This is a genomic window from Pseudomonas sp. 05N431 (assembly GCF_056397005.1).
On record NZ_JBFTMN010000014.1, the window covers coordinates 90,537 to 112,536 of the forward strand.

A 22,000-nucleotide genomic window follows, 5' to 3' on the forward strand; every position below is an offset into this window, starting at 1 on the left:
TTGCCGCCGCCACAATTCCTGTAGCAGCTGCCGCAGGCTGCGTTCGGCTGCGAAGCAGTCGTGAAATCAAGCACTGCGGTGCGTCAGGATGAGCGTGCATACCGGGTTTGCGACTGCTACGCAGCCGAACGCAGCCTTCGGCAGCTGCTACGAGGATTGGGTGATGTTCGGGACTCAGTTGAGGCGATGACCGTCTCGAACGAGACGGTCGAAGGCCCGCGATGAATATCACGGGCCGTGTTACCAGGGTAACGCGACGTTATTTACATCCAGTTGGCCGCCAGCACAGGCTGCAACACCTGCTGCTCGGCAGCACCGAAGGTCATGGTCGCCGGTGCCGCCGGCGCGAACGCCGCCATGGCCTGGACCAGGTGCTCGACATTATTGCTCATCAACCGATGACGGTCGCCGGCCATGATGTCTCGTGGACGCTCAGGGGTACTGGCATACCAGTTATGCAGCGTAACCTCCTGCTTGCTGCCGATGACCGAGATCTGCAGGTCCTGGCCTTTGTGCTGGAACCACAGATGATCGGGGTTGATATCCTTGCCGAACACCAGATCGCCACTCGCGCTGCTGAACTCGATGTCATTGACCCCGTGCCCGAGTTCAACCGTCGGCATGTTGCCGCTGACCACCACCTTATTATTGCCATCCCCCAGTTTTACCGTGGAGAAAGACCCGGAGTCGGTAATGGTGTTGTTGCCGTGGCCAACCGTGAGTTTGTCGACATCACCGGTCACGACGTTATTGCCATTACCCAGCGTGATCTCGCCCCAACGGCCCGTCACATTCACCTTGTTGTCACCGTTGCCGGCAACCACTTTGGCACTCGACGCCTCGACGTTGATGGTCTTGCTCTCATCCCCCAGGGTGACATTGGCAAAGAACCCCTTGACCGTCATGGTGTTAGGGTCAGTAGCCACAGGTGCAGGGTCCACTGCCGGGAATACCGGCGGACTGATCCTGTCACCCGCCGTCACTGTCACCGGATCCACTGTCGTGGGCGTTGGACGCACCCGGGTTCTGTCACGGTAAGAAACATACGAGAAGTCCGAGTCGTCAACCGACACCGCAGGCACATCATCAAACTTGAGCCGCGGGTCTGGCGAAACCGTGACATCAGGAACGGTAACCCGCGGGCGGCTCGGGATATCAAGATCTCGGTGAGCAATATCGATGACAGGAATATCCGGAATGACAATCGGCCGCGGGCTCGGAATATCAATCGGGGTATGCCCGCCCACCTCACGCCCGACCGGACCGATGTCCGGCAACTTCGACGGTTCCAGCGAACCGACACCGCGCTCGGCAAGAATCTGCTCAATGGTTTTGCGTTCAGGGACAGTCGTCGCACCGCGATTCGCATCACGCTCGGCAAGGATCTGCTCGACGGTTTTGTGCTCCGGCACTTTCGGGTTCAGGTTGACACCCCGCTCTGCCAGGATCTGCTCGATCGTCTTGGTCTCCGGCAACTTGAAGTCCGGGATCGTGACGGAAGGTCGCAATACCGGGTCAATCGTCGGGACGCTCGGGGTCGGATGCAGATCGACGGGCAGAAGCGGCCCGACCACGGAAGGCTTGTCAACGCCAGGGCGCTCGACAATCGGCGTCAACGTACCCGGTACGGTGACCGTCGGGTGTTCGGTTACCGGCGTCACCACCGGCCCGACCGTCGGCACCACATCCGGCGCATGCTCGGCGAAGAGGAAGTCCGAGGCGCTGATCTGTGCAACATCCAGTGCATCCAGGTACACCAGATTGGTGTTCGAACCCGGACCGTTGGCGCCGGTGAGCGCCACGAATACACCATGGATCTGTGTCAGGCCATTGATGGTGCCGCGGTTCTTGTGCTCGACGGTCAATTGGCTGAAGTCGGTAATCCCGGTCTGACGCAGGTCGATTTTATCGATGCCATGACGGAACCCGCGCAGCGCGTTGTTGTAGTCCTTCGCGCCAGGCTGGGCCGCCACCACGAACACATCCGAGGTCGCACTGTCATGGCTGTAGACCGTGCCGCTCAGAGAGAACACCGAGCCGTTGAGCTGGACGCCATTGCTGCCGCCCTTCAGCACCACGGTGCCCAGGCCTTCTTGCGGCTTGACCGCTTGAGCATCGCTGTTGACGTAAGCCGTCGGGGCGACAAAGGTGTCCTGGAACTTGAAGTGCCCGGCACCGATGCTGGCGAGCGCCTGGTTTTTCAGCACCAGGCTCTGGCCTTTGCCCAGATCGACCTTGACGTCCGCACCCTGCTGCGTCAGCACCAGGTCCGCGAATTTCTTGCCGGCGAAACCCACCAGATCAACGATTTCGCCACGAGCGGCCTCGAAGTTACTGATGGTATCGGTGCCTGCATCGCGTCGATGGACCACAAAGAAGTCCTTGCCCGCGCCACCGACCAGGCTGTTATTGCCACGCCCGCCATCGAGCAAGGCATCCGCCGCACCGGCTATCAGCGTGTCGTTACCATCGCCAGCGACGATGTTCTGAATGCTCGATGGATTTTTCACCGTCAACGCCGCGCCGCCGATGCTGGCGACACCGGTCAGCAGATTGACCGAGGTATCCCCCGAGACAGCTGCGGCATTGAGGGTATTGCGCCCGCCCGCTACACCATTGACCGCATCATCGAGCACCCCACGATTGGCGTTCGCGGCTACCGACTTGATGTATTCGTCGGTATAGAAATAGGTGTCGTCCGGGCTGGCCTTGCTGCCGTACAAACGCAGCGACCAGCTGTTGAGCGTGACCGGCAGACCGGAGGCCGAATCCGTCACCTGCAACGTCCAGTTGCCAGCCGAGCGTTCGCCGAAATCATGGGTCGACATGAAGGTGTATTTGAACGCCCCGGACTGCGTGCTGCCGACATCGCTCGCACTCGCGCCCGGCATGCCGTCCGGGACCTTGCCCTGACGGTTGAGCAGTACGCTCTGAGTACCATCGGGGGAAATCAGTTTGAGCGTCAGATCGCCAAGACGACTCACCTGGGCATCGAAGTCTATCTCGACGTGTTCGACGTTCAAACCGGCATTCATGGCGATGGACGAAGTCAGCGTCGCTCCCGCCGCCAATGGTTTTCCAAGCGCACCGCTCGAGGCGCTGTAGACGTACTCGTTGGCGCCGGTGCTTTGAGTCATCCACGCTTCGGACAAGCGAACGGCGGCCCGCGCATCGACTTCACCAAAACCGTAATCGTTGCTGGTGTGCATGCCCCCGCCGTTCCAGCCGTGGGCGCCGTTGTCACTCCACTGGGTGGACGAGTCGTTGATCTTGCGCGCCGACAACGCCAGGATCTGCTGCACATCCCGATAACCGAGGTTCGGGTTGGCCTGCAGCATCAGCGCGACAATGCCGGAGACGATCGGCGCAGCAAAACTGGTGCCCTGCATGCTGGTGTAGTCGTTGCCGAAGGTGGAACCGCGCTCGGTTTCCAGCATATGGCTGGTGGACACCACGTTGCTGCCCGGTGCCGAAACCAACAGGCTTGCACCGGGATTGGAGAACGGTGAAGAGCCGATCTGCAAGGTCGACAAATCGCCCTGAGCGTTGATTGCACCGACTTCGACCGAGAAGCGGTTGTTGTTGGTCAGCGAACCCTGGGCATTGCCGCCAGTCGCTCGGCTGTTGCCGCCCGCCGCCACAATAATGGTGCCCAAACCGCCACGCCCGTTGCTCGCCGCATACTGTGCATTCATGGTCAGCGCAGCGGCAGTGTTGATCTGGCCGTTCTGCAAATTGCTCAGGGCGAAATCGTTCGAGAATCCCCAGCTGTTGTTGGCAATATCAAAACTGACCATATGCCCCAACCCGGCCAGATCGGCGCCGCTGTTGGCCAGGTAATAACCGCCCAACGTTGCGTCGTAGGCCACACCTACGCCACCTGCGCCATTCTTGGCCGCGACCATGACACCTGCGACCATCGTCGCGTGGTTGGACACCAGCCCTGGCAACGTGCCGCCCGCCTGTTGAGTCTGCAACCAGGCTTTGTCGACGTTCGGCGCCAGATCCGGGTGGGCGATATCAAAGATTTCAGGTGCCGTGGCGAACTGGCCACCCGGCTCGAATTGACCGATGCGCACGCCCTTGCCGGTGTAGTCCTTCCAGACCGGCAGCACGTTGGTGTCGCTCAAGTACCATTCCTGAGCCGCCAGTGGATCAAGCGGCACTTCCGGGGTCAGCAAGGTGACACCGGCACGCATCGGCGCGGTCTGCCCACTGCCCAGATCCACCACCGATGCCGACAGGTTGCCGGCCGCATCGGCCACGCCGTACTTGAAGCTGATCAGGCCGGTGTAATGCGCGTCCGGGTTGAACAGCACATCGCCTTGGGCCGTGAGGCTGACCGTACCGCCTACCGCGTCGCCGACATTGGCGATACGCAACGCGCCCTGGCTGTTGAGGTGTTGATCGTTGGCCAACAGGCTCTCTGCGGAAATCAGGTGAGTCTGCGTACGATCGAAGACCTTGCCGTCCTTGTCATGGGTCAGCACATCCGCCACCGGCATGGCGTTGGGGGTTTGCAGGTCGACGGCAGAAATGTCCGAGAAGTTGAGCTTCTGGATGTTTTTCAGCGTCACCGTGCCGTCACGTCCGGCGACCTTGTCGGCCACTTCATAACCGCTGTCGGTGCGGGTGATGCGGTAATCGCCATGGTTGCCGTGCAGCGTGACCAGGTTGATCCCGCCGTCGCCATCGATGGTTGCATTGCCGTGGCCGACTTCGATCACATCGTTACCAGCGCCGCCGTAGATTTTATCGGCGCCGCCACCGGCGTGAATGATGCTGCCGGCTTCGGAGGCGTAAATGGTGTCGCCCTGCGGCCCGGCGTAGATCACCGCTTTGCCACTGCCGCCAATGATAGTGTTGTGGCCGGTGCCGCCGACCAGTACGTCGTTGCCCGCGCCGCCGACCAGGGTCGAATTGCCCGAGCCGCCCTTGATGAAGGCGCTGCCGGTGCCACCGCTCATGATCGTGTCGTTGCCACTGCCACCCTCGGCGATGGTCAAACCGGCGTGGGCCATGTTCAACACCACGCCTTTGTCACCGACGATGATCGCCGTGTCGTGACCGCCATTGCCGTGAATATTGACCGGATTGTCCGAAGCGCTGATGACAAAGACGTCATCGCCTGCCCCGCCGACATAGGTGTTGCTGCCGGCACCGCCCACCAGCCAACCGCCGGCTGGTGCGGCGATCAAGGTGTCGTCGCCGCTGCCACCGTACAGATTGTTCACGCCCAGTTGCGCCGCATCCAGGGTTTCACCCGTGGTGCTCTGACTGGCATACGCGGTTGTGGTGATGCCATTGGTGGTGGAGGTCACTCGTGTGCCGGCGCCCTGCGTACTCACAGTGTTGCTGACCGGATCGCCAAGGAAATCGACCGCCAGCGCTTCCTGATTCTTGCCATTGATGGTGAACGAACCGGTGGCGAGCACCTTGTTGCCATCACGGATTTCAGCATTGCTGGAAGCGGCGCGGACGTTGATCTGGGTAATGCCCAGCTCGGCCAATGTCTTGAGTTCGCCCGCATCGACCTTGGCATCGTGGGTGCCATCGACCCAGACCCGCAACTTGCTCCAGATCGGGTCTTTCTGATCGATCACGCCGTCCTTGTTCGCGTCCTCGCTGGCCAACGCCGCGAAACCGTCCTTGAACTTCGTCTCGCCCGCCGCGCCGTTGACGCCGGCCTTGCCGCCGTAATACTCGGAGAACATCTGGCTGACGTCCTTGATCTGACCACTGCCATCGTCGATCACCAGCATCCCGGTACTGCGATCCGCCCAGCCGCTGCGCTTGAGCGTGCCACTGTGGTCGGTATCGAACAGCACACCGTCGCGGATATCGGTCATGCGCACGCCATTACCGGTCAAATCCAGCAACAGCGGGTCAACGTAAGTGTTGAACGTGGACATGGCCGACAAACCGTTCAGGGTCACGGCATTGCGCAGGCTGAAATCCGGTTTGCTGCTGTTCGGAGCCTGGTAGAAACTCGACAGATAGGTGTTGGGCCGAGCATTGGGATCGAGCTGCATTTCACCGGGGCGAATACCGCCCGAGGCGAGGCTGGCCATTTGGGTGGAGGTGAAATCGGTTTTGTTGAGAATCCCGCCAAGGGCGAAGATATTGTGCGTCGCGGCGTTTTGAATGAAGCCGTTGGCGACGTCTTGCTGGGCTTTGCTTTCGCCCTGGATGTGTTGTTGGGGTTGGGGGGAAGGATTGATGTCGATGTTGATCAGGTTGGATGTCTGAGGGACAGCATAGACGTCACCCGCGCCAAGCCACAAACATTGCTGACCATCTTTCGCTTCATAATATTCACCGTGCCGCGTCAGGTCGTCACGAATAATTTGAGCACCATAAGTATGCAGAAGGTTGTTGACTGGATTTATGTTATCCGCCGGAAAAAGAGCACCTTCGAATCCTTTGCCGTTATACCCAATTGATTTTAGAGAGGCATAGACAAAATCCACACAGCTATTGGTGAGCAATCTATAACGCGTGTTATCAAATCCACCCGACGCAGGATCCTGAGAAAAATTCTTTAATTTATTAAACTGATCTTCGGTCAACACCACACTTACTTCGTATGCTGTTTGCTTGTACCCTGCGTCATCAAAACTACCCACCTGTCCTTCACCACGCATCTGGTCGTGGACGGATTCAAAACCGTAACTTTGCTTATAGCCTGCACCATCACTCAAGGAATACCACATATGCCCACCCGACGACGAGTGAGTATCGCCCGCTTTGTGATCACCTTTATCTTGTTGATATTCGTATTCTGCTCCCGCCCTGGCAACCTTATAAGTAACACTGTACTTCTTTTCCACTTTAACGCTCCTTTACCAACCTAAGACTGCTTCAATGCTTTGGATTGTAATAAGTAAATTGCACAAACCCCTCAACCCCCCGAAATGCTTCCCGACAGTCAAGAGTACCCACTTCAACAACGTAACTTCCCGGCACCAGCTTTACAGTCTCAATCAACCGAACTGCTGCATTAATATACCGCCCCTCATACTCAATCCCCTGCCCCCACTGCACACCTGCTGTTACTATTTCTTCATCAAAGAACACCTGCTCATCTTTCAAGATCCGAAGGTGTATGGGAATAGCTACCCCCTCATGATCAAGATCACCCCATACTTCAATTTGCTTATTTATTGCAGCCAAGCCATGCCCCTTCGCAAATAACAAAGCGAATCTGTAATCGCCGGTTTTATTGACTACAAACTGTGCATTGGCGAACTGGTTAGCCTGGGAGACATCCAAGGGTTTTACTATTGATACAGGTGCTGAACAGGCTGCCAGCAAAAAACACACAACACCTAAAATCCCGTTACGTAGGACACTTATCACTTTATGCATAACTAACCCCATCCTTCTCATTCCCACCGACACAAACCTCTCTAAAAGCATCACTCGCACGCTCCTCCTTTGCAACATCAAAGGGACCATCAAAGGGGACACCCATTAGCGGTTTAGCGGAAATTAACGACTCTCATCCATAACCCATTAATTAACTACTGCCTGCTTAAGAAAGCTCACCACAAACCTATCCATCAACCTTACATCTTCAAACGTGCGCGCATACTAATAAGACACCCGTAGATCTTTGAATAAACGCTTAGCCAGCCAATAGCGTTCATGATCAGTGGCAAATACAGTCTCGCCTTCACCTCCATCAAATGTTCGAGTAGCAAGCCCTCCATAGTCGTAAAACTTAACACTCTCAACTGTCTTCGAAGGTTCCACCCCTTCTAAAAATGCGCCCTCCCAAAAAGAGGAACGTAAAACCGGGAACATTCGAATCGTGATGACGGACTTGTCTATTCTCGGCTTTACGACTTTCATGCTGGGATAATCAATGGAAACAGTGAGAACATCACCACCAGCGTAATCAACCAACCGACATTCTTCAGGAGGCAAATGAAACCGAAATACAGGGCCTGACTTCTTGTCACCTGAAAACTCACAACCCGCGAAACCACCGCCATCTTGCGGCGAACAAATCTTCATGTATGGGTTATCTTTCGACTCTGGAATCAAGCAATACAGAAACGAAAACAAAGCCACTACAACACCGAGCCAATACAAGGGCCCACTTGATACTTTACCCACGCCGCCCCCGCTCAAAGAAAAACAACAAAGTGGACAGATTTATTTTCCGAACTCTGATCCTAAAAAAATAAATCTACCCACTCTAGCTCACACCCCATAAACCTCTCGGTGAAACCGCCACAAGGAAAACGCAAAAACAAAGCCCTACCAGCAGGATAATCGCAACAAGAACCCGAAGCAGTTGCCAAGCACAAATACACGCTTTTAATAACAAACCCTTAAAATCGGCCAACGCTCCCTCCTTCTTTTTTCGCGCCACGAAAGTTCTCCTGACTACCGCTCTCTCAAACTCTCATCCACATGCTGTTGCAGCGGACTCAGGAAGTACTCGATCACCCGACGCTGATCGGTCTTCACCTCCGCCGTTACCGACATCCCCGGCGACAGTGCCACTCGTTGTCCATTGACTATCAAGTGATCGGTGTTGAGACGAATACGACTGCTGTAGATCAACCCGCGTTTTTCATCGTCGATGGCGTCGTTCGAGACGCTGAGCACTTCGCCGTCGACGGTGCCGTATTTGGTGAAGGTGAAGGTTTCGACCTTGACCGTGACCGGTTGGCCGGCGCGGACGAAGCCGACGTCCTTGTTTTCCAGCATCGCTTCCACTTCGACTGGCTGATCCGCCGGGACGATGACCATCAACGGCTGGGCTGGAGTGACCACACCACCGACGGTGTGGATGGCCAATTGCTGGACGGTGCCGTCCACCGGGGCTTTGAGGCTGGTCAGGGTTTCCTGATAGCGGGCCTTGGCCAGTTCCTGAACCAGGCTTGCGGCTTTTTGGTTGGCCTCCTGTTGCAGGTCAAGCATGGCACGGCGATTCTGCGCGACGACGCCCTCACGCCTGCGCCGTGCCTCGCCCTGGGCGGCGGTGGATTGCAGGACGCTGGCTTGTTGCACGCTCAACTGACGTTGCAGGTCGAGTCGGGCCTGTTCCTTTTCCAGGTATTCATGACGCGCCACGTACTGTTGCGCCAGCAGCCGCTGGTAGTCCTCGGCCAATTGCGTGGCGATCGGCACGGTTTGGCGAAGGCTCGCCACTTGCGCCTGCGCGGACTGGATTTCGGCGCTGCGCTGAAGAATCTCGGCGTCGACCAACTCCAGATTGCTGCGGTATTCCTGATACTGACCTTGCAACCAGCGCTGGGCGCTCAGTACTTGTTCCGGGTTGGCATTGGCAATCGCCCCGATCAGCGATGCCGGCGGCTGTTGCTGGTTGATCGCATCGAGCATCGCGGCACTGCGGGCGCTGTCGATTCGTGCGCCCAGCAGATCACTTTGAATGCGCCTGACGTCGGCGTCCGCTGCGGTCGGGTCGAGCTCGACCAGCAACTCGCCGACTTTTACCGACTGACCGTCACTGACGTGGATCGCCCTGACCACTGCGGTTTCGCTGGATTGAATCAGCTTGGTCTTACCGTTCGGCACGATCTTGCCCGGCGCCACGGCGACCACTTCGATCTTGCCGACGCAGGCCCAGAGCAGCGCCAGCACGGCAAAGCCCATGATGCTCCAGAGAAAAATTCTCGGCGCCGGATGCACCGGCGTGTCCTGCAACTCCAGCGCCGCCGGCAGAAACTGTGCCTCATGGGATAGCCGACGCGGGCTGTCCATGTTTTTGCGCTGGCGCCAGGATTGTCTCCAGGCATGACGATAGCGCTGCAATAACGAAGGGGGTGCGCTCATGGGAAATCGGTCCTTGAATCCGGAATACAGTGAATGCCGCCGCGCCTGATGCAAGGCGCGATCGACACATCAGTGACAGGCGATTGAGGGGCTGTTCAGCCCTGCTGCATGCGGTGCAGACGCGAGTAGTGACCCGCCTGATGCGTCAGCAATTCAGCGTGGCTGCCCTGCTCGACGATTTGCCCGCGGTCGACCACCAGAATGCGATTGGCGTCGCGCACTGCGGACAGTCGGTGCGCGATGATGATGACCGTGCGACCGGCGCAGATGCTTTGCATGTTCTGCTGGATGATCCGCTCGGACTCATAGTCCAGCGCGCTGGTAGCCTCATCGAAGATCAGAATCCGCGGGTTGCCGATCAACGCGCGAGCGATGGCGATCCGTTGCCGCTGACCACCGGAAAGTGAAGTGCCGTGCTCACCCACCATGGTGTCGTAGCCCTCGGGGAGTTCCAGAATGAACTCATGGGCCCCGGCCATGCTGGCGGCATGCATGACCGCTTCGAGCGGCGCGCCCGGATCGGTCAAGGCGATGTTTTCGCGGATACTGCGGTTGAACAGCATGTTGTCCTGCAATACCACGCCGATTTGCCGGCGCAGCGATGAAACATCGGCCAGCGCCAGGTCCATGCCATCGACCAGCACTCGGCCACGCTCCGGCACATACAAGCGCTGGAGCAGACGCGTCAGGGTGCTTTTACCGGAGCCGGAACGCCCCACCACGCCTATCACCTCACCGGCCGCGATCTGCAGACTGATCCCGCGCAGGACTTCGGAGCCATCGGCACGATAACGAAAATGCACCTGGTCGAACTCGATCTGTCCCTTGAGCGGCGGCAACGCGCTGCGGGTGGCCTGGGACAGTTCGGTACGGGTGTTGAGGATATCGCCCAGACGCTGCACCGAAACACCGGTTTGCTGGAAGCTGGTCCACAGCTGCGCCAGGCGCATGATCGGGCCGCTGACACGTCCGGCAAGCATGTTGAACGCGATCAGTTCGCCCACCGACAGCTGACCGTCGATCACCAGTCGAGCCCCCAGCCAGAGGGTCGCCACGGTGACCAGTTTGCCGATCAGCGACACGCTCTCATTGGCGAGCGTGGACAAGGTCTGGGTCTTGAAACCGGCAGCGACGTAAGCCGCCATCTGGTTGTCCCACTTGCGAATCGCCTGAGGCTCGACGGCCATGGATTTCACGGTGTCGATGCCGTTCACGGTTTCCACCAGAAACGCCTGGTTTTCCGCGCCACGGGTAAAACTGTCCTGCAACCTGGCACGCAGCACTGGTGTGACAAACACCGAGACCAGCACATACAAAGGCAACGACAGCAGGACGATCAGGGTCAACCAACCGCTGTAGTAAAACATCACCAGAATGAACACCAGGGAGAACAGCACATCCAGCAGCAAGGTAATCGCGTTGCCGGTCAGGAAGCTGCGGATGTTCTCCAGTTCACGCACCCGGGCCACCGAATCACCGACCCGTCGCGCCTGAAAATACGCCAGCGGCAGGTTGATCAAATGCCGGAATAACCGCGAGCCCAACTCCACGTCGATACGGCTCGCGGTATGCGCGAACACATAGCTGCGCAAACCGCTCAACGCGGACTCGAACAGCATGATGCCCAACAACCCGGCGGCGATGACATCAAGCGTGGTCAACCCGTGATGCACCAGCACTTTGTCCATGACCACCTGGAAAAACAGCGGTGTCACGAGGGCGAACAATTGCAGGGCGAATGACACCAGCAACACTTCGCCCAACAGTTTGCGGTACTTGACGATGGCGGGAATAAACCAGGTGAAATCGAAACGCGAGGTTTCGCCAGGCAGCCCTGCTTCGGAACGCACCAGCACCAGCTCGCCGGTCCAGCACGCTGCCAACGCCTCAAAGGTGATGACTTCGGGGCGATCCGAGCGCGGGTCCTGGATCAGTGCTTTGCCTTGGTCCAGCTTGGCAATGATGAAGAATGTTCCATCACCGTTGGCCGCAATCGCCGGTAAGGGCGTACGGTCCAGACGCGCGATGGTGGTGTTGACCGATTTGGCTTTGAGCCCCAGCTTGCGTGCAGCAAGCAGCAGTTCGCGCTGGGTGAACAACTGGTTCGCCGGAGCGAATTCGTGGGCCAGTTGTTCGGCGGACGCTGCCACCGTATGAAAACGGGCCAGCATGACCAGACACACGAGACCGGTATCTGGCGCGGGCGACTCGGCGCCCCTTCCTTGATCACTCATAAGCTTCCATGCGCGCCGCAGTGCGGCAATAAATTCGTAAACCTTTCAACAGGTTGTAACAATTCTGAAACATTAGACATCAATATGCCATCATTTCATGAGATTTATTTCACTCAGTCGTATGAAATGATGATCAGAGCGCCTTGCGCTCCTGTGGTGGCAGGAAATCCCGATCCGCGTCGTAGTCCTTGGTCAGGTACATCGCCAGGTCGCTCAGGTCGGTTGGACTCAACGTCCCCGCCGTCTGCTTGAGCTTCAACGTATCGATGATGTAGTCGTAACGGGCGTTGTTGTATTCGCGCACGGCGCTGTACAACTGGCGCTGGGCATTAAGCACGTCAGCGGTATTGCGCGAGCCCAGATCACGGCCGACCTGATTGGCCTGGACCGAGGCCTGGCTGGAGAGAATCGTCTGACGTCGGGAAATCACCTGCTCGATATCGGAATGGACGGCGCGATAGAAGTTTCGGGTGTTTTGCACCACTTCACGACGCCGGTCTTCGCGCTCATCCTCGCTCTGGGCCAGGCGCTCTGTCGCTTCGCGCACTTGCGAGCGGGTCAGGCCGCCGGTGAACAACGGAACGTTCAGCTCCAGTCCGATGCTGCCTTGGGTGACATCGCCCCGGTAGCCATTGCGCCCGAAATCGGTCGGGTTGCTATAGCCGAAACTGTCGTTGTCACCCTTGCGCCAGGACGCCACCGCATCAACAGTCGGTGCATAGCCAGCCTTGCGTTGGCGATTGGTTTGCTCGGCGGCAATCACCGCGTAACTGCTGGCCTGCAACGCAAGGTTCTGACGTACTGCCTGACTCACCCACGTATTGGCATCGTTGGGTGTCGGCAACTCCACGGGCAGCTGATGCTGAATCCCTTCGATCGCCGAATACTCCTGGCGCGTCAATCGAGACAGTGCTTCAAAGGCATCATCGACCTTGCGTTCAGCCAGTTTTCGATTGGCCCCGGCATTGTCATAAGCGGCCTGGGCATCGAGCACGTCGGTAATGCTCGATGCGCCATTCTCCAGGCGCGCCTGAGCCTGTTGCTGTTGACGCTTGAGCGCTGCTTCCTCGGCTTTGGAGGCGGCCAACAGATCCAATGCACGCAAGGTTTCGAAGTAGGTCTGAGCCGCCGTCAAAACCAGCCCCTGCTCTTTCGCGCCCAGCTCAAGTTCAGCCTGCGCTGTACTGGCCTGGGCGGCCTCGAGTTGAAACCAGCGATCGGCACGAAACAGTGGTTGATTCAGATTGGCCTGAAACACCGATGTGCTGCGGGTACGTGTCAGGCCCGGTTCATCGCGTTGCAGCCGGACAGACTCCACTGTACTTCCCGCATTTAGCGTGGGCAGTAATCCGGCGCGGGCTTGCGGGACACTTTCGCGTCGAGCCTGGTAATCATGCCGTGCCGCTGACAGCTGAGCATCGTGCTCGACGGCCTGCTGGTAAACGCTCAGTAAATCGGCACGCGCGGGACTTGCGTCGGCCACAGCCGGGGTCATCGCTAGTGTGAGAATCAATAGCGGTGTGAACAAACGGGGGGAATGAGTCATAACAATCCATGTTGCAATCTGGTAAAACGATTCAGCTATGCTGATGAGGGCGCGCATCCTACGCCGAGCCCAAGGCAGCAACAAGGATGATTTGTAGCCACTGGCCATCATCCATGAAAAAGACACGGCTGACAGGTCTTGACCTCATGGCAGTGTCTGGCGATAAAACCTTATCCGCATCACCCAATCCAGACGGGGTAGCGACATGAGCACAGAAAACATCCTTGGCAACCTGTTCCCGAGCGCCCGCGACATCCCGGAGCAATACCGTCTCGACGGGCAGACCGAGCAACGCGAATACCTTGTCGATGGCGTCCTGAAAATCTGGAACGGCCCTCTGGCCATCGTCCGCAGCCCGGTCTACCTGACCGGCGAAAATGGCGATGAGCAAGTCATTCTCGGCAGCACGCCACTGCTCGACGCCGACACCGCGCTGACCGCTCTCGACGCCGCCGTCCGTGCCTATGATCGTGGTCAGGGCAACTGGCCAACGATGCGGGTGGCCGAGCGGATTCAGCATGTCGAAGTGTTCCTCGCCCGCATGCGCGAACAGCGCGAGGCGGTGGTCAAGCTGCTGATGTGGGAGATCGGCAAGAACCTCAAGGACTCGGAAAAAGAGTTCGACCGCACCTGCGATTACATCGTCGACACCATCAACGCCCTCAAGGAACTCGACCGTCGCTCCAGCCGATTTGAACTGGAACAGGACACACTCGGCCAGATCCGCCGCGTGCCACTCGGCGTCGCCCTGTGCATGGGGCCTTACAACTACCCGCTGAACGAGACCTTCACCACGCTGATTCCGGCGCTGATCATGGGCAACACCGTGGTGTTCAAACCGGCCAAGCTCGGTGTCCTGCTGATTCGTCCGTTGCTGGAAGCGTTTCGCGACAGCTTCCCGGCCGGGGTGATCAACGTGATCTACGGCAGCGGCCGCGAGACCGTCAGCGCGCTGATGGCCAGCGGCAAGATCGACATCTTTGCCTTCATCGGCACCAACAAGGCCGCCAGCGACCTGAAGAAACTTCACCCGAAACCACACCGCTTGCGCGCAGCGTTAGGGCTGGATGCGAAGAACCCCGGCATCGTGCTGCCCGAGGTGGATCTGGACAATGCGGTCAACGAAGCCGTCACCGGCTCGCTATCGTTCAATGGCCAGCGCTGCACTGCGCTGAAAATCCTCTTCGTTCACGAGCAGGTGGTCGACCGTTTCATCGAGAAATTCAACCACAAGCTGGCCTCTCTCAAACCCGGCATGCCGTGGGAAAGCGGTGTGTCTCTGACGCCACTGCCAGAGTCGGGCAAGGTCGATTACCTGCATGGGCTGGTGGACGATGCCGTGAGAAAAGGCGCCAAGGTGGTGAACGACAATGGCGGCCAGGCACGCGGTTCGTTCTTCTATCCTGCGGTGCTGTACCCGGTGACCACCGACATGCGCGTCTATCATGAAGAGCAGTTCGGCCCGGTGGTGCCGATCGTCCCTTATCGTGACCTGGACACGGTGATCGACTACGTCCTCGAGTCGGACTTTGGCCAGCAGCTGAGCCTGTTCGGCACCAACCCCGCCGAGGTTGGACGGCTGGTGGATATCTTTGCCAATCAGGTCGGGCGGATCAACATCAACGCCCAGTGCCAGCGCGGCCCGGACACCTTCCCGTTCAACGGGCGCAAGAACTCGGCCGAAGGAACGCTGTCGGTGCACGACGCGTTGCGGACTTTCTCGATCCGCACGCTGGTGGCGACCAAGTTCCAGGAGAGCAACAAGGAACTGATCAGCGACATCATCCGCGGACGGGAGTCGAGTTTCCTGACCACCGACTATATTTTCTAGAACGCACACCGAGGACACCCTGCGAACCCGATGACAGCCCTTCGATCATCCCGATTGCCAGCGTTGCTGCGCCGGTTGCTGCGTCCGCTTCTGGACCCGTACCGGCGCTATCGCAACGCCAAACTGATCCACGCCGTTCGGGTTTCGCTGGGGCTGTTGGCGACCATTGTGCTGACCACCGGGATCCACCTGCCCCATGGTGAATGGGCGTCGGTGACCATGTTGGTGGTGATCGGTGGTTTGCAGCACCACGGCAATATCGGCAAAAAAGCTGCCGAGCGCGCGTATGGCACGCTGATCGGTGCTGGCGTGGGTTTGCTGCTGGTGGCGCAGCAGGCCTGGCTCGGCATGCCGTGGCTGACTTACTTCGGCATGTCGGTGGTCTGCGGCTTTTTCTCTTATCACGCGATTGGCAAGGGTGGCTACACCGCGCTGTTGTCAGCCATCACTGTATTCATCGTCGCCGGACACGGCGACAACCCGGTAACTGACGGGCTCTGGCGCACAGTCGATATCCTCATCGGTATCGTCCTGGCCCTGGCCTTTTCCTTTGCACTGCCGCTGTACGCGGTCTACTCCTGGCGCTACAAACTCGCCAGTGCCTTGCGCGACTGCGCGAGCATTTACAGCCGGATCATCAGCGGCCAATCGGTCACCGATGACCACTACCTGAAGATGCTCAGCCGTCTCAATGGGATGATGGTGCAACTGCGCTCGCTGATGCCTTCAGTGTCCAAGGAAGTGCGAATATCCATGACCGAACTCGACGCGCTACAGCGCAACCTGCGGATGTGCATCAGCACTCTGGAAATCCTCGCCAACACCCGCCCCGAAGCAAGCGACGAACAGGCCATGGCACAAATGCAACTGGCGCTGAAAGCCGAGCACCGGCAGGTTCGCGTGTTACTGATTGGCATGGCCCGAGCGCTGCAATCCGGTACGACACAACGCCTGGAGAGTGAGACCGATGAAGCCGCACCGCAGACCTCCATGGGCACCCCGGTCTACAGCGCGCTGGACGGTTACCGACTACTGACCCGACAACTGACCGCCAACCTGAATGACATGCGCCAGCGCTTGGTAAAGACTGCGCCCCGTTGGAAAATCTGAACGTCGATCACTGCGTCGCGACTTTACGAACGCCGTTGCCCCAACCTTGTTGCATACCGGCAGCGGCCAGCAGAATCGCGACCACACCGATCCACTGCAGCAGTTCGAGGCGATGGCCGAAGGCGAACCAGTCAACGAAAATCGCCGCAATCGGGTAGATAAACGACAGTGCACCGGTCAGTGCCGTCGGCAGTTTCTGAATCGCGCCGTACAGCAGCACATACATCACGCCGGTGTGCACAATGCCCAGTGTCAGCAAACTGGCCCAGGCACCGGGTTGTTGCGGCAACGCAGAAAAATTCGCCCAGGGCGCAAGCAACAGCACGCCGGTGCAGACCTGAATCAACGCGATCAAATGCGGCGGTGTGCCGGTCAGGCGTTTGATGATCAGCGCGGCAAAGGCATAAAGCAGCGCAGCGCCCAAGGCCAGTGCAATCCCCAGCAAGTATTCACCGCCTCCTGCACCCTGCTCGCCATGGGCACTGACGATCGCCAGCATCCCGAGAAATGAAACCCCAAGCCAGAACAGCTTTTGCGCAGTGATTTTCTCGCCTAGAAACAGCGCCGCCAGCCCAACCAGCATGAACGGTTGCACGTTGTAGACCGCCGTGCCAATGGCAATCGAGGCCCGGGAATAAGAGGCAAATAACAACACCCAGTTACCGACAATCGCGACCCCGCTGAGAACCGCCAGCAGGAACGTGGTGCGGGTCAGAATGCCCGGGCGCAGAAAGCCGAACACTGCGCAAATCAGCAGCAAGGTTGCAGCGCCGAACACACAGCGCCAGAACACCACGTCCAGCACGGGCTGGCCCGAAACCAGCACGAACCATCCGATGGTCCCGGAAATAAGCATGGCGGCGGTCATTTCCAGCGAACCACGGCGCAGTGTTGTATCCATGATCAGGCTCCTCGATATGAGCCCAAAGTATGCCAATCCAGCGTCGTGCTGCTCCAGCGTCAAATGCAGGCTAAACTGCCAGTTCACCTTTTTTATCAAGGCAGATTCCAGCATTTGCCTAATCGGGGGTTGTATGACTGACGACATTGACCAACTGCTGATCGCAGCCCTCATGGAGGACTCCCGACGCTCGCTCAAGGCCCTGGCACAGATCAGCGGCCTGTCATCACCCAGCGTCGCCGAGCGCCTGCGCCGACTTGAAGAGCGTGGCGTGCTCAAGGGTTATACCGTCGACATCGATCCCAAATGCTTCGGTTATCAACTGCAGGCCATCGTGCGTATTCGCCCGCTGCCCGGCCAATTGCAAAACGTCGAACGGCAGATCCAGGCCATTCCCGAGTTCACCGAATGCGACAAGGTCACCGGCGATGACTGCTTCATCGCGCGCCTGCACGTGCGTTCGATGGAACAGCTGGACACCCTGCTCGACCGCCTCAACAGCTATGCCGAAACCAATACTGCAATCGTCAAGAAGACCCCGGTGAAGCGGCGGTTGCCGCCGATGGCGTGAGTGCTGTTTTGTTTCGAACCACGTAGATTGAGGGTTTTCCGGCGAAGGATTGGCGGTATGAAAGCTCAGGCAATGTTATTGGCAGCATTGATGCTCGCGGGGTGCGGCACCATTCAGACAGTGGTGCGCCACGACGATGCGGCCATAAAGAGCCTCAAGGAACAGAAAAGCTACTGCGGCGCCGTCCCTCGAATCTACAGCGGCGTGACCTACGATTTCTGCACACTGTATGCCCCCCTGCGCTCAGGCGTTGACGCGCAAAAATACGACAACGCCACGATTATCGTCTTGATAGACGCCGTTATTTCCGGTGCTCTCGACACTGTGTTGCTGCCCTACACCATTTACCGGCAACAGGCCGATGGCAGCATCATCGTCACCGAGTGAGCCCTGCCCGAATTCCAGACAACAAAAAACCCGCCGTAGCGGGTTTTTTGCTCAAGGCTGGCGATCAGTCATCGCGGCCCATGATGCCGAACAGCTGCAACAAGCTGACGAACAGGTTGTAGATCGATACATACAGGCTGATGGTCGCCATGATGTAGTTACGCTCGCCGCCATGAATGATGGCGCTGGTCTGGAACAGAATGCAGACCGAAGAAAACAGCACGAAGCCCGCGCTGATCGCCAGTTGCAGACCGCTGATCTTGAAGAACATGCCCGCCAGCGTCGCGCCCAGCAGGACGAAGAAACCAGCGGTGATGAAACCACCGAGGAAGCTCATGTCCTTGCGGGTGATCAGCACATAGGCCGACAGACCACCAAATACCAGTGCGGTCATCGCGAAAGCCGAGCTGACCACTTCAGCGCCGCCTTGCATGCCCAGGTAACGGTTGAGAATCGGGCCCAGCAGGAACCCCATGAAACCGGTCAGGGCAAACGCCGACACCAGGCCCCAGGCCGAGTCACGGAGCTTGTTGGTCAGGAAGAAAAGCCCGTAGAAGCCGATCAGCACCACGAACACGTTCGGGTAGCCGACACGCATCTGCTGAGCGACGAACGCCATCACACCGCTGAATGCGAGCGTAAGGGCCAGTAAGCCGTAAGTGTTGCGCAGGACGCGGCTAACCTCTAGCTGCTCAGCCTGCACGCTGTTATTAACTGCGTAATCCTGTTCGCGCATGGCGACACTCCTGTTGGTTTGAAACGTTCAGTCGCAAAGATCATAACAGACGCTCTGTAACAAGCTATGCAGAGAGTTTGACAGTGTGTTTCATTCAGGTATTATGGCGCCCGCAACGCAATACGGAGGTGTGGCCGAGTGGTTTAAGGCAACGGTCTTGAAAACCGTCGACTGTAACAGGTCCATGAGTTCGAATCCCATCGCCTCCGCCATATTTGTACAGCAAAGCCCTGATTTTTCAGGGCTTTGTCGTTTCTGGCGTCTGCGATTTTTAGCTCGTCCTTTCCTGATTGTTTCCGCATCTTTTCGGTCATTTCCGCAACCCTACCCTTCCGACATCACTGGTTCGACCTCGACACGCAGATGGATGGGGCTGTCTTCAACAGGCTGCTGTCGGCCAATAGCTGCCTGTCGTAACCGGCCGAAATCGCCCCGCAAGAGACGCTGGTGTTTTCCTGAAGCGGCCGTTCGCGATGAACGAACATGAAGCGACGGGCGGCCGTGACGGCGGGTTTCCTCAACGCTTGGGTCGAGAAAATATGTTGACGAGATTCCCATCCGGGTCACGCAGCAAGAGCGAGCGATTGCCCCATGGCATCAACGTCGTCGGCATCACGATGGTTGTCCCGCACGCATTCATCCGTTCAAACACCACGTCAACGTCCTCCACTTCAAGCTCCAGGACGGCCGATTGATTTGCAGCCGCAGTGGCAGCTCCGACATTGAAAAACTTGATCAGGTGCTCAGACGTAATCGCAAGCTTCGCTCCTTTGAATCGCACTTCAGAAAATCCTAGTCATTCCTTAATGTAAGAAGGGCCACCCCGCTTGAGGGGGGCGCTTCTCTTTACGGTATAGCAATGTGTTGCCACATCGCCCCACTGCCTCAGTAATACAGATGGATGTGTCGCAGCTGCCAGCTACCGTTGTCGCTGGTCCAAACCATCGTGAACGGCGCCTGAAGCTCAGTAGACGGCTTGTCCTTCGGACCTACCGAGCCAACACGTACGCCCGTTACGATCGCAGTGCTACCGAAGCGTTGGACGTTGACGTCTTCGGCGCGGAGCTTGATCACCGCATCCGAATGGAACAGCGCCTCAAACGCCGCCGGCTTCAGGACGTGAACCGAAGGTACCGACGGGCCGATCTCGGTGAATCCGGCAGCGCAGATGTAGCGAAGGACGCCAGCCAGATCCCGTGCATTCATCCGCGCATAGAGGTCAACCGCGGCAGAAGAGACATCAACATCAGCGGCCGCCCTGCCCGCCGTCGAGGCCGCCTGTGCCACCGCAGCCAACACGACACCGGCGATGCGCGAGAGATGGTGGCGTTCACTTGGCGACCTCGAACCCCGCGGCCTTGAGCGCAGCAACAGCCACGTCGTGGTCTTGCTGGGCGTTGCCACCAGAGATGCCGATGCCACCGACCAGACGACCGCCCACCACGATGGGAACACCGCCGCCCACCGGCATGACGCGTGGATGATTGGCCAGCGGAGCCGTGGCCGGCTGAGCGACGACCTGGTTCCAGATCATCGTGTCCAGCCCGAAGGAGGCGGCAGTCCAAGCCTTGTTGATGGCCACTTCGGCGGCCAGGAACGGTGTGGCGTCGGCGCGCTCGAAGGCGATCAGGTGGCCGCCTTCGTCGGTCACCGCAATGGCCAGATTCAGGCCGATCTTGGTGGCCGCGTCGCGCGCAGCGACGGCCAGCGCCAGCGCGCTGTTGCGCGTGATGGAAGCCTTGATTTGAACTTGAATAGCGTTGCTTTGAGCCATGATGAGTGTCCTTGAGATGAAGTTAACGGGGGTGAAAAATTGAAGTTGTGAACCTGGCTGCTTGTATGAGGTGCGCTCGAAATCAGAAGCCTTCGAGCACGATCTTGCCCACGGCCTTGCCGCTTTCGATCAGCGCATGCGCGCGGGTCAGGTTTTCCGCGCTGATACGGCCGAAGACGGCGTTGGCGGTCGTCTTGACGCGGCCGGAGTCGACCAGGTCAGCCACGCGTCCCAGCAGAACGCCCTGCTCTTGCATGTCAGGCGTCTCGAACATCGAGCGCGTGAACATCAGCTCCCAGTGCAGCGACAGCGACTTGCTCTTGAGCGCGATCGGATCCAGCCCTTCCATGTCGTCGATGACGGCCAGCGCACCCTGCGGCTTCAGGCTTTGGATGATCTCTTGGTAGTGCGTGCCGGTCTGCGTGAGCGAGGCCACGTAGTCGACTTGCTCGACGCCGGCCGAGCGCAGCGCCTGCGACAGCGGCTTGGAGTGATCGATGACCGCGTGCGCGCCCAGCTCCAGGCACCATTCACGCGACTCCGGACGCGACGCCGTGGCGATCACGCGCAGCTTGGTCAGCTGCCGGGCCAGCTGGATCAGGATCGAGCCCACGCCGCCTGCGCCGCCCACGACCATCAGTGTCTGCCCTTCGCCACCGCCTTGGGCAATGCGCAGCCGATCGAACAGCAGCTCCCACGCGGTGATAGCCGTCAGCGGCAGCGCCGCGGCTTGCGCATCCGAAAGCGACTTGGGCGCCTTGGAGACGATGCGCGCGTCCACCGCATGCAGCTCGCTGTTGGCGCCCGGGCGCTTGACCGAGCCGGCGTACCAGACGCGGTCACCGACCGCAAAGCCGGTGGCCTGCGCGCCGACGGCCTCGACCACGCCGACTGCGTCCCAGCCGAGCACCTTGACTTCGCCGGCGGCCGGCGCGCTACCGGCGCGCACCTTGGTGTCGACCGGATTGACCGAGACCGCGTGCACGCGCACCAGCAGGTCACGCGCACCGGGCACCGGCGCGGGCAGTTCCACGTCCTCGAGCGCTTTGGGCGCGTTGATGGGAAGGTTCTTTTGATAACCAACTGCTTTCATGGCACTT

General features: G+C 58.8%; 17 protein-coding genes and 1 tRNA gene. 6 read left to right on the top strand and 12 right to left on the bottom strand.

The features are described 5' to 3' along the window. Positions 1-263: 263 nt before the first annotated feature. Entirely contained in the window at positions 264-6,071 is a 5,808-nt protein-coding gene (locus tag AC1DIG_RS22135; RefSeq protein WP_477769023.1) for a S8 family serine peptidase, read from the bottom strand. On the opposite strand from AC1DIG_RS22135, the gene AC1DIG_RS22140 reads away from it, so the two are divergent. Beyond that, a complete protein-coding gene (locus AC1DIG_RS22140) occupies positions 6,072-6,443 on the top strand; it encodes a hypothetical protein (protein ID WP_477769024.1) in 372 nt (123 codons plus the stop codon). It abuts the gene before it with no gap. Between the two features lie 418 nt (positions 6,444-6,861). Here AC1DIG_RS22140 and AC1DIG_RS22145 read toward each other — a convergent pair whose 3' ends face one another. The 5 genes from AC1DIG_RS22145 to AC1DIG_RS22165 form a co-directional block, all read right to left on the bottom strand. After that, positions 6,862-7,368, bottom strand: coding sequence for a DUF5625 family protein (locus AC1DIG_RS22145; RefSeq protein WP_477769025.1), 507 nt, complete (start codon positions 7,366-7,368; stop codon positions 6,862-6,864). Between the two features lie 225 nt (positions 7,369-7,593). Next, positions 7,594-8,019 carry a hypothetical protein gene (locus tag AC1DIG_RS22150; protein WP_477769026.1) on the bottom strand — a complete coding sequence of 142 codons (426 nt, stop codon included), beginning with the start codon at positions 8,017-8,019 and terminating at the stop codon, positions 7,594-7,596. A 375-nt stretch (positions 8,020-8,394) separates the two neighbouring features. After that, positions 8,395-9,810: an HlyD family type I secretion periplasmic adaptor subunit gene (locus tag AC1DIG_RS22155; protein WP_477769027.1), complete on the bottom strand. Its 1,416-nt coding sequence runs from the start codon at positions 9,808-9,810 to the stop codon at positions 8,395-8,397. Between the two features lie 95 nt (positions 9,811-9,905). Beyond that, a complete protein-coding gene (locus AC1DIG_RS22160) occupies positions 9,906-12,044 on the bottom strand; it encodes a type I secretion system permease/ATPase (protein ID WP_477769028.1) in 2,139 nt (712 codons plus the stop codon). 133 nt (positions 12,045-12,177) lie between these two features. Beyond that, the gene (locus AC1DIG_RS22165) at positions 12,178-13,590 is read right to left on the bottom strand and encodes a TolC family outer membrane protein (protein ID WP_477769029.1); all 1,413 of its coding nucleotides are present in this window, start codon (positions 13,588-13,590) and stop codon (positions 12,178-12,180) included. Positions 13,591-13,795: 205 nt separating this feature from the next. On the opposite strand from AC1DIG_RS22165, the gene AC1DIG_RS22170 reads away from it, so the two are divergent. Both AC1DIG_RS22170 and AC1DIG_RS22175 read left to right on the top strand, forming a co-directional pair. Beyond that, the gene (locus AC1DIG_RS22170) at positions 13,796-15,421 is read left to right on the top strand and encodes an NADP-dependent glyceraldehyde-3-phosphate dehydrogenase (protein ID WP_477769030.1); all 1,626 of its coding nucleotides are present in this window, start codon (positions 13,796-13,798) and stop codon (positions 15,419-15,421) included. Between the two features lie 30 nt (positions 15,422-15,451). Then, positions 15,452-16,531, top strand: coding sequence for an FUSC family protein (locus AC1DIG_RS22175; protein WP_477769031.1), 1,080 nt, complete (start codon positions 15,452-15,454; stop codon positions 16,529-16,531). A 7-nt stretch (positions 16,532-16,538) separates the two neighbouring features. Here AC1DIG_RS22175 and AC1DIG_RS22180 read toward each other — a convergent pair whose 3' ends face one another. Continuing rightward, positions 16,539-17,432 carry a DMT family transporter gene (locus tag AC1DIG_RS22180; protein ID WP_477769032.1) on the bottom strand — a complete coding sequence of 298 codons (894 nt, stop codon included), beginning with the start codon at positions 17,430-17,432 and terminating at the stop codon, positions 16,539-16,541. Positions 17,433-17,565: 133 nt separating this feature from the next. On the opposite strand from AC1DIG_RS22180, the gene AC1DIG_RS22185 reads away from it, so the two are divergent. Together AC1DIG_RS22185 and AC1DIG_RS22190 are read left to right on the top strand one after the other, a co-directional pair. Next, the gene (locus AC1DIG_RS22185; RefSeq protein ID WP_019690796.1) at positions 17,566-18,003 is read left to right on the top strand and encodes an Lrp/AsnC family transcriptional regulator; all 438 of its coding nucleotides are present in this window, start codon (positions 17,566-17,568) and stop codon (positions 18,001-18,003) included. Between the two features lie 57 nt (positions 18,004-18,060). Next, positions 18,061-18,390, top strand: a complete 330-nt coding sequence (locus AC1DIG_RS22190) for a YceK/YidQ family lipoprotein (protein WP_103317930.1) — start codon at positions 18,061-18,063, stop codon at positions 18,388-18,390. A gap of 64 nt (positions 18,391-18,454) precedes the next feature. On the opposite strand, the gene AC1DIG_RS22195 is transcribed toward AC1DIG_RS22190, so the two are convergent. Further along, positions 18,455-19,126 (bottom strand): Bax inhibitor-1/YccA family protein, encoded by a 672-nt coding sequence (locus AC1DIG_RS22195; RefSeq protein ID WP_054596977.1) that lies wholly within the window; start codon positions 19,124-19,126, stop codon positions 18,455-18,457. Between the two features lie 124 nt (positions 19,127-19,250). On the opposite strand from AC1DIG_RS22195, the gene AC1DIG_RS22200 reads away from it, so the two are divergent. Next, positions 19,251-19,338 (top strand) — tRNA-Ser (locus AC1DIG_RS22200). Between the two features lie 305 nt (positions 19,339-19,643). Here AC1DIG_RS22200 and AC1DIG_RS22205 read toward each other — a convergent pair. The 4 genes from AC1DIG_RS22205 to AC1DIG_RS22220 all read right to left on the bottom strand — a co-directional run bounded on the left by AC1DIG_RS22205 (position 19,644) and on the right by AC1DIG_RS22220 (position 21,993). Continuing rightward, on the bottom strand, positions 19,644-19,907 hold the full coding sequence (locus AC1DIG_RS22205; RefSeq protein ID WP_477769033.1) for a VOC family protein: 264 nt from the start codon (positions 19,905-19,907) through the stop codon (positions 19,644-19,646). A 104-nt stretch (positions 19,908-20,011) separates the two neighbouring features. Beyond that, complete coding sequence (locus AC1DIG_RS22210) at positions 20,012-20,413, bottom strand: nuclear transport factor 2 family protein (RefSeq protein ID WP_477769064.1); 402 nt, start codon at positions 20,411-20,413, stop codon at positions 20,012-20,014. 43 nt (positions 20,414-20,456) lie between these two features. Continuing rightward, on the bottom strand, positions 20,457-20,900 hold the full coding sequence (locus tag AC1DIG_RS22215; protein ID WP_477769034.1) for a GlcG/HbpS family heme-binding protein: 444 nt from the start codon (positions 20,898-20,900) through the stop codon (positions 20,457-20,459). Positions 20,901-20,982: 82 nt separating this feature from the next. Beyond that, positions 20,983-21,993 carry a zinc-binding alcohol dehydrogenase family protein gene (locus AC1DIG_RS22220; RefSeq protein ID WP_477769035.1) on the bottom strand — a complete coding sequence of 337 codons (1,011 nt, stop codon included), beginning with the start codon at positions 21,991-21,993 and terminating at the stop codon, positions 20,983-20,985. Positions 21,994-22,000 lie beyond the last annotated feature (7 nt).

What these genes read in the sequence shown, in the direction of transcription:
- AC1DIG_RS22135 (WP_477769023.1), bottom strand. Translation starts at nt 6,071, where the DNA reads ATGGCCAGCCTCGCCTCGGGCGGTATTCGCCCCGGTGAAATGCAGCTC.
- AC1DIG_RS22145 (WP_477769025.1), bottom strand. Translation starts at nt 7,368, where the DNA reads ATGCATAAAGTGATAAGTGTCCTACGTAACGGGATTTTAGGTGTTGTG.
- AC1DIG_RS22150 (WP_477769026.1), bottom strand. Translation starts at nt 8,019, where the DNA reads ATGAAGATTTGTTCGCCGCAAGATGGCGGTGGTTTCGCGGGTTGTGAG.
- AC1DIG_RS22155 (WP_477769027.1), bottom strand. Translation starts at nt 9,810, where the DNA reads ATGAGCGCACCCCCTTCGTTATTGCAGCGCTATCGTCATGCCTGGAGA.
- AC1DIG_RS22160 (WP_477769028.1), bottom strand. Translation starts at nt 12,044, where the DNA reads ATGAGTGATCAAGGAAGGGGCGCCGAGTCGCCCGCGCCAGATACCGGT.
- AC1DIG_RS22165 (WP_477769029.1), bottom strand. Translation starts at nt 13,590, where the DNA reads ATGACTCATTCCCCCCGTTTGTTCACACCGCTATTGATTCTCACACTA.
- AC1DIG_RS22170 (WP_477769030.1), top strand. Translation starts at nt 13,796, where the DNA reads ATGAGCACAGAAAACATCCTTGGCAACCTGTTCCCGAGCGCCCGCGAC.
- AC1DIG_RS22175 (WP_477769031.1), top strand. Translation starts at nt 15,452, where the DNA reads ATGACAGCCCTTCGATCATCCCGATTGCCAGCGTTGCTGCGCCGGTTG.
- AC1DIG_RS22180 (WP_477769032.1), bottom strand. Translation starts at nt 17,432, where the DNA reads ATGGATACAACACTGCGCCGTGGTTCGCTGGAAATGACCGCCGCCATG.
- AC1DIG_RS22185 (WP_019690796.1), top strand. Translation starts at nt 17,566, where the DNA reads ATGACTGACGACATTGACCAACTGCTGATCGCAGCCCTCATGGAGGAC.
- AC1DIG_RS22190 (WP_103317930.1), top strand. Translation starts at nt 18,061, where the DNA reads ATGAAAGCTCAGGCAATGTTATTGGCAGCATTGATGCTCGCGGGGTGC.
- AC1DIG_RS22195 (WP_054596977.1), bottom strand. Translation starts at nt 19,126, where the DNA reads ATGCGCGAACAGGATTACGCAGTTAATAACAGCGTGCAGGCTGAGCAG.
- AC1DIG_RS22215 (WP_477769034.1), bottom strand. Translation starts at nt 20,900, where the DNA reads ATGGCTCAAAGCAACGCTATTCAAGTTCAAATCAAGGCTTCCATCACG.
- AC1DIG_RS22220 (WP_477769035.1), bottom strand. Translation starts at nt 21,993, where the DNA reads ATGAAAGCAGTTGGTTATCAAAAGAACCTTCCCATCAACGCGCCCAAA.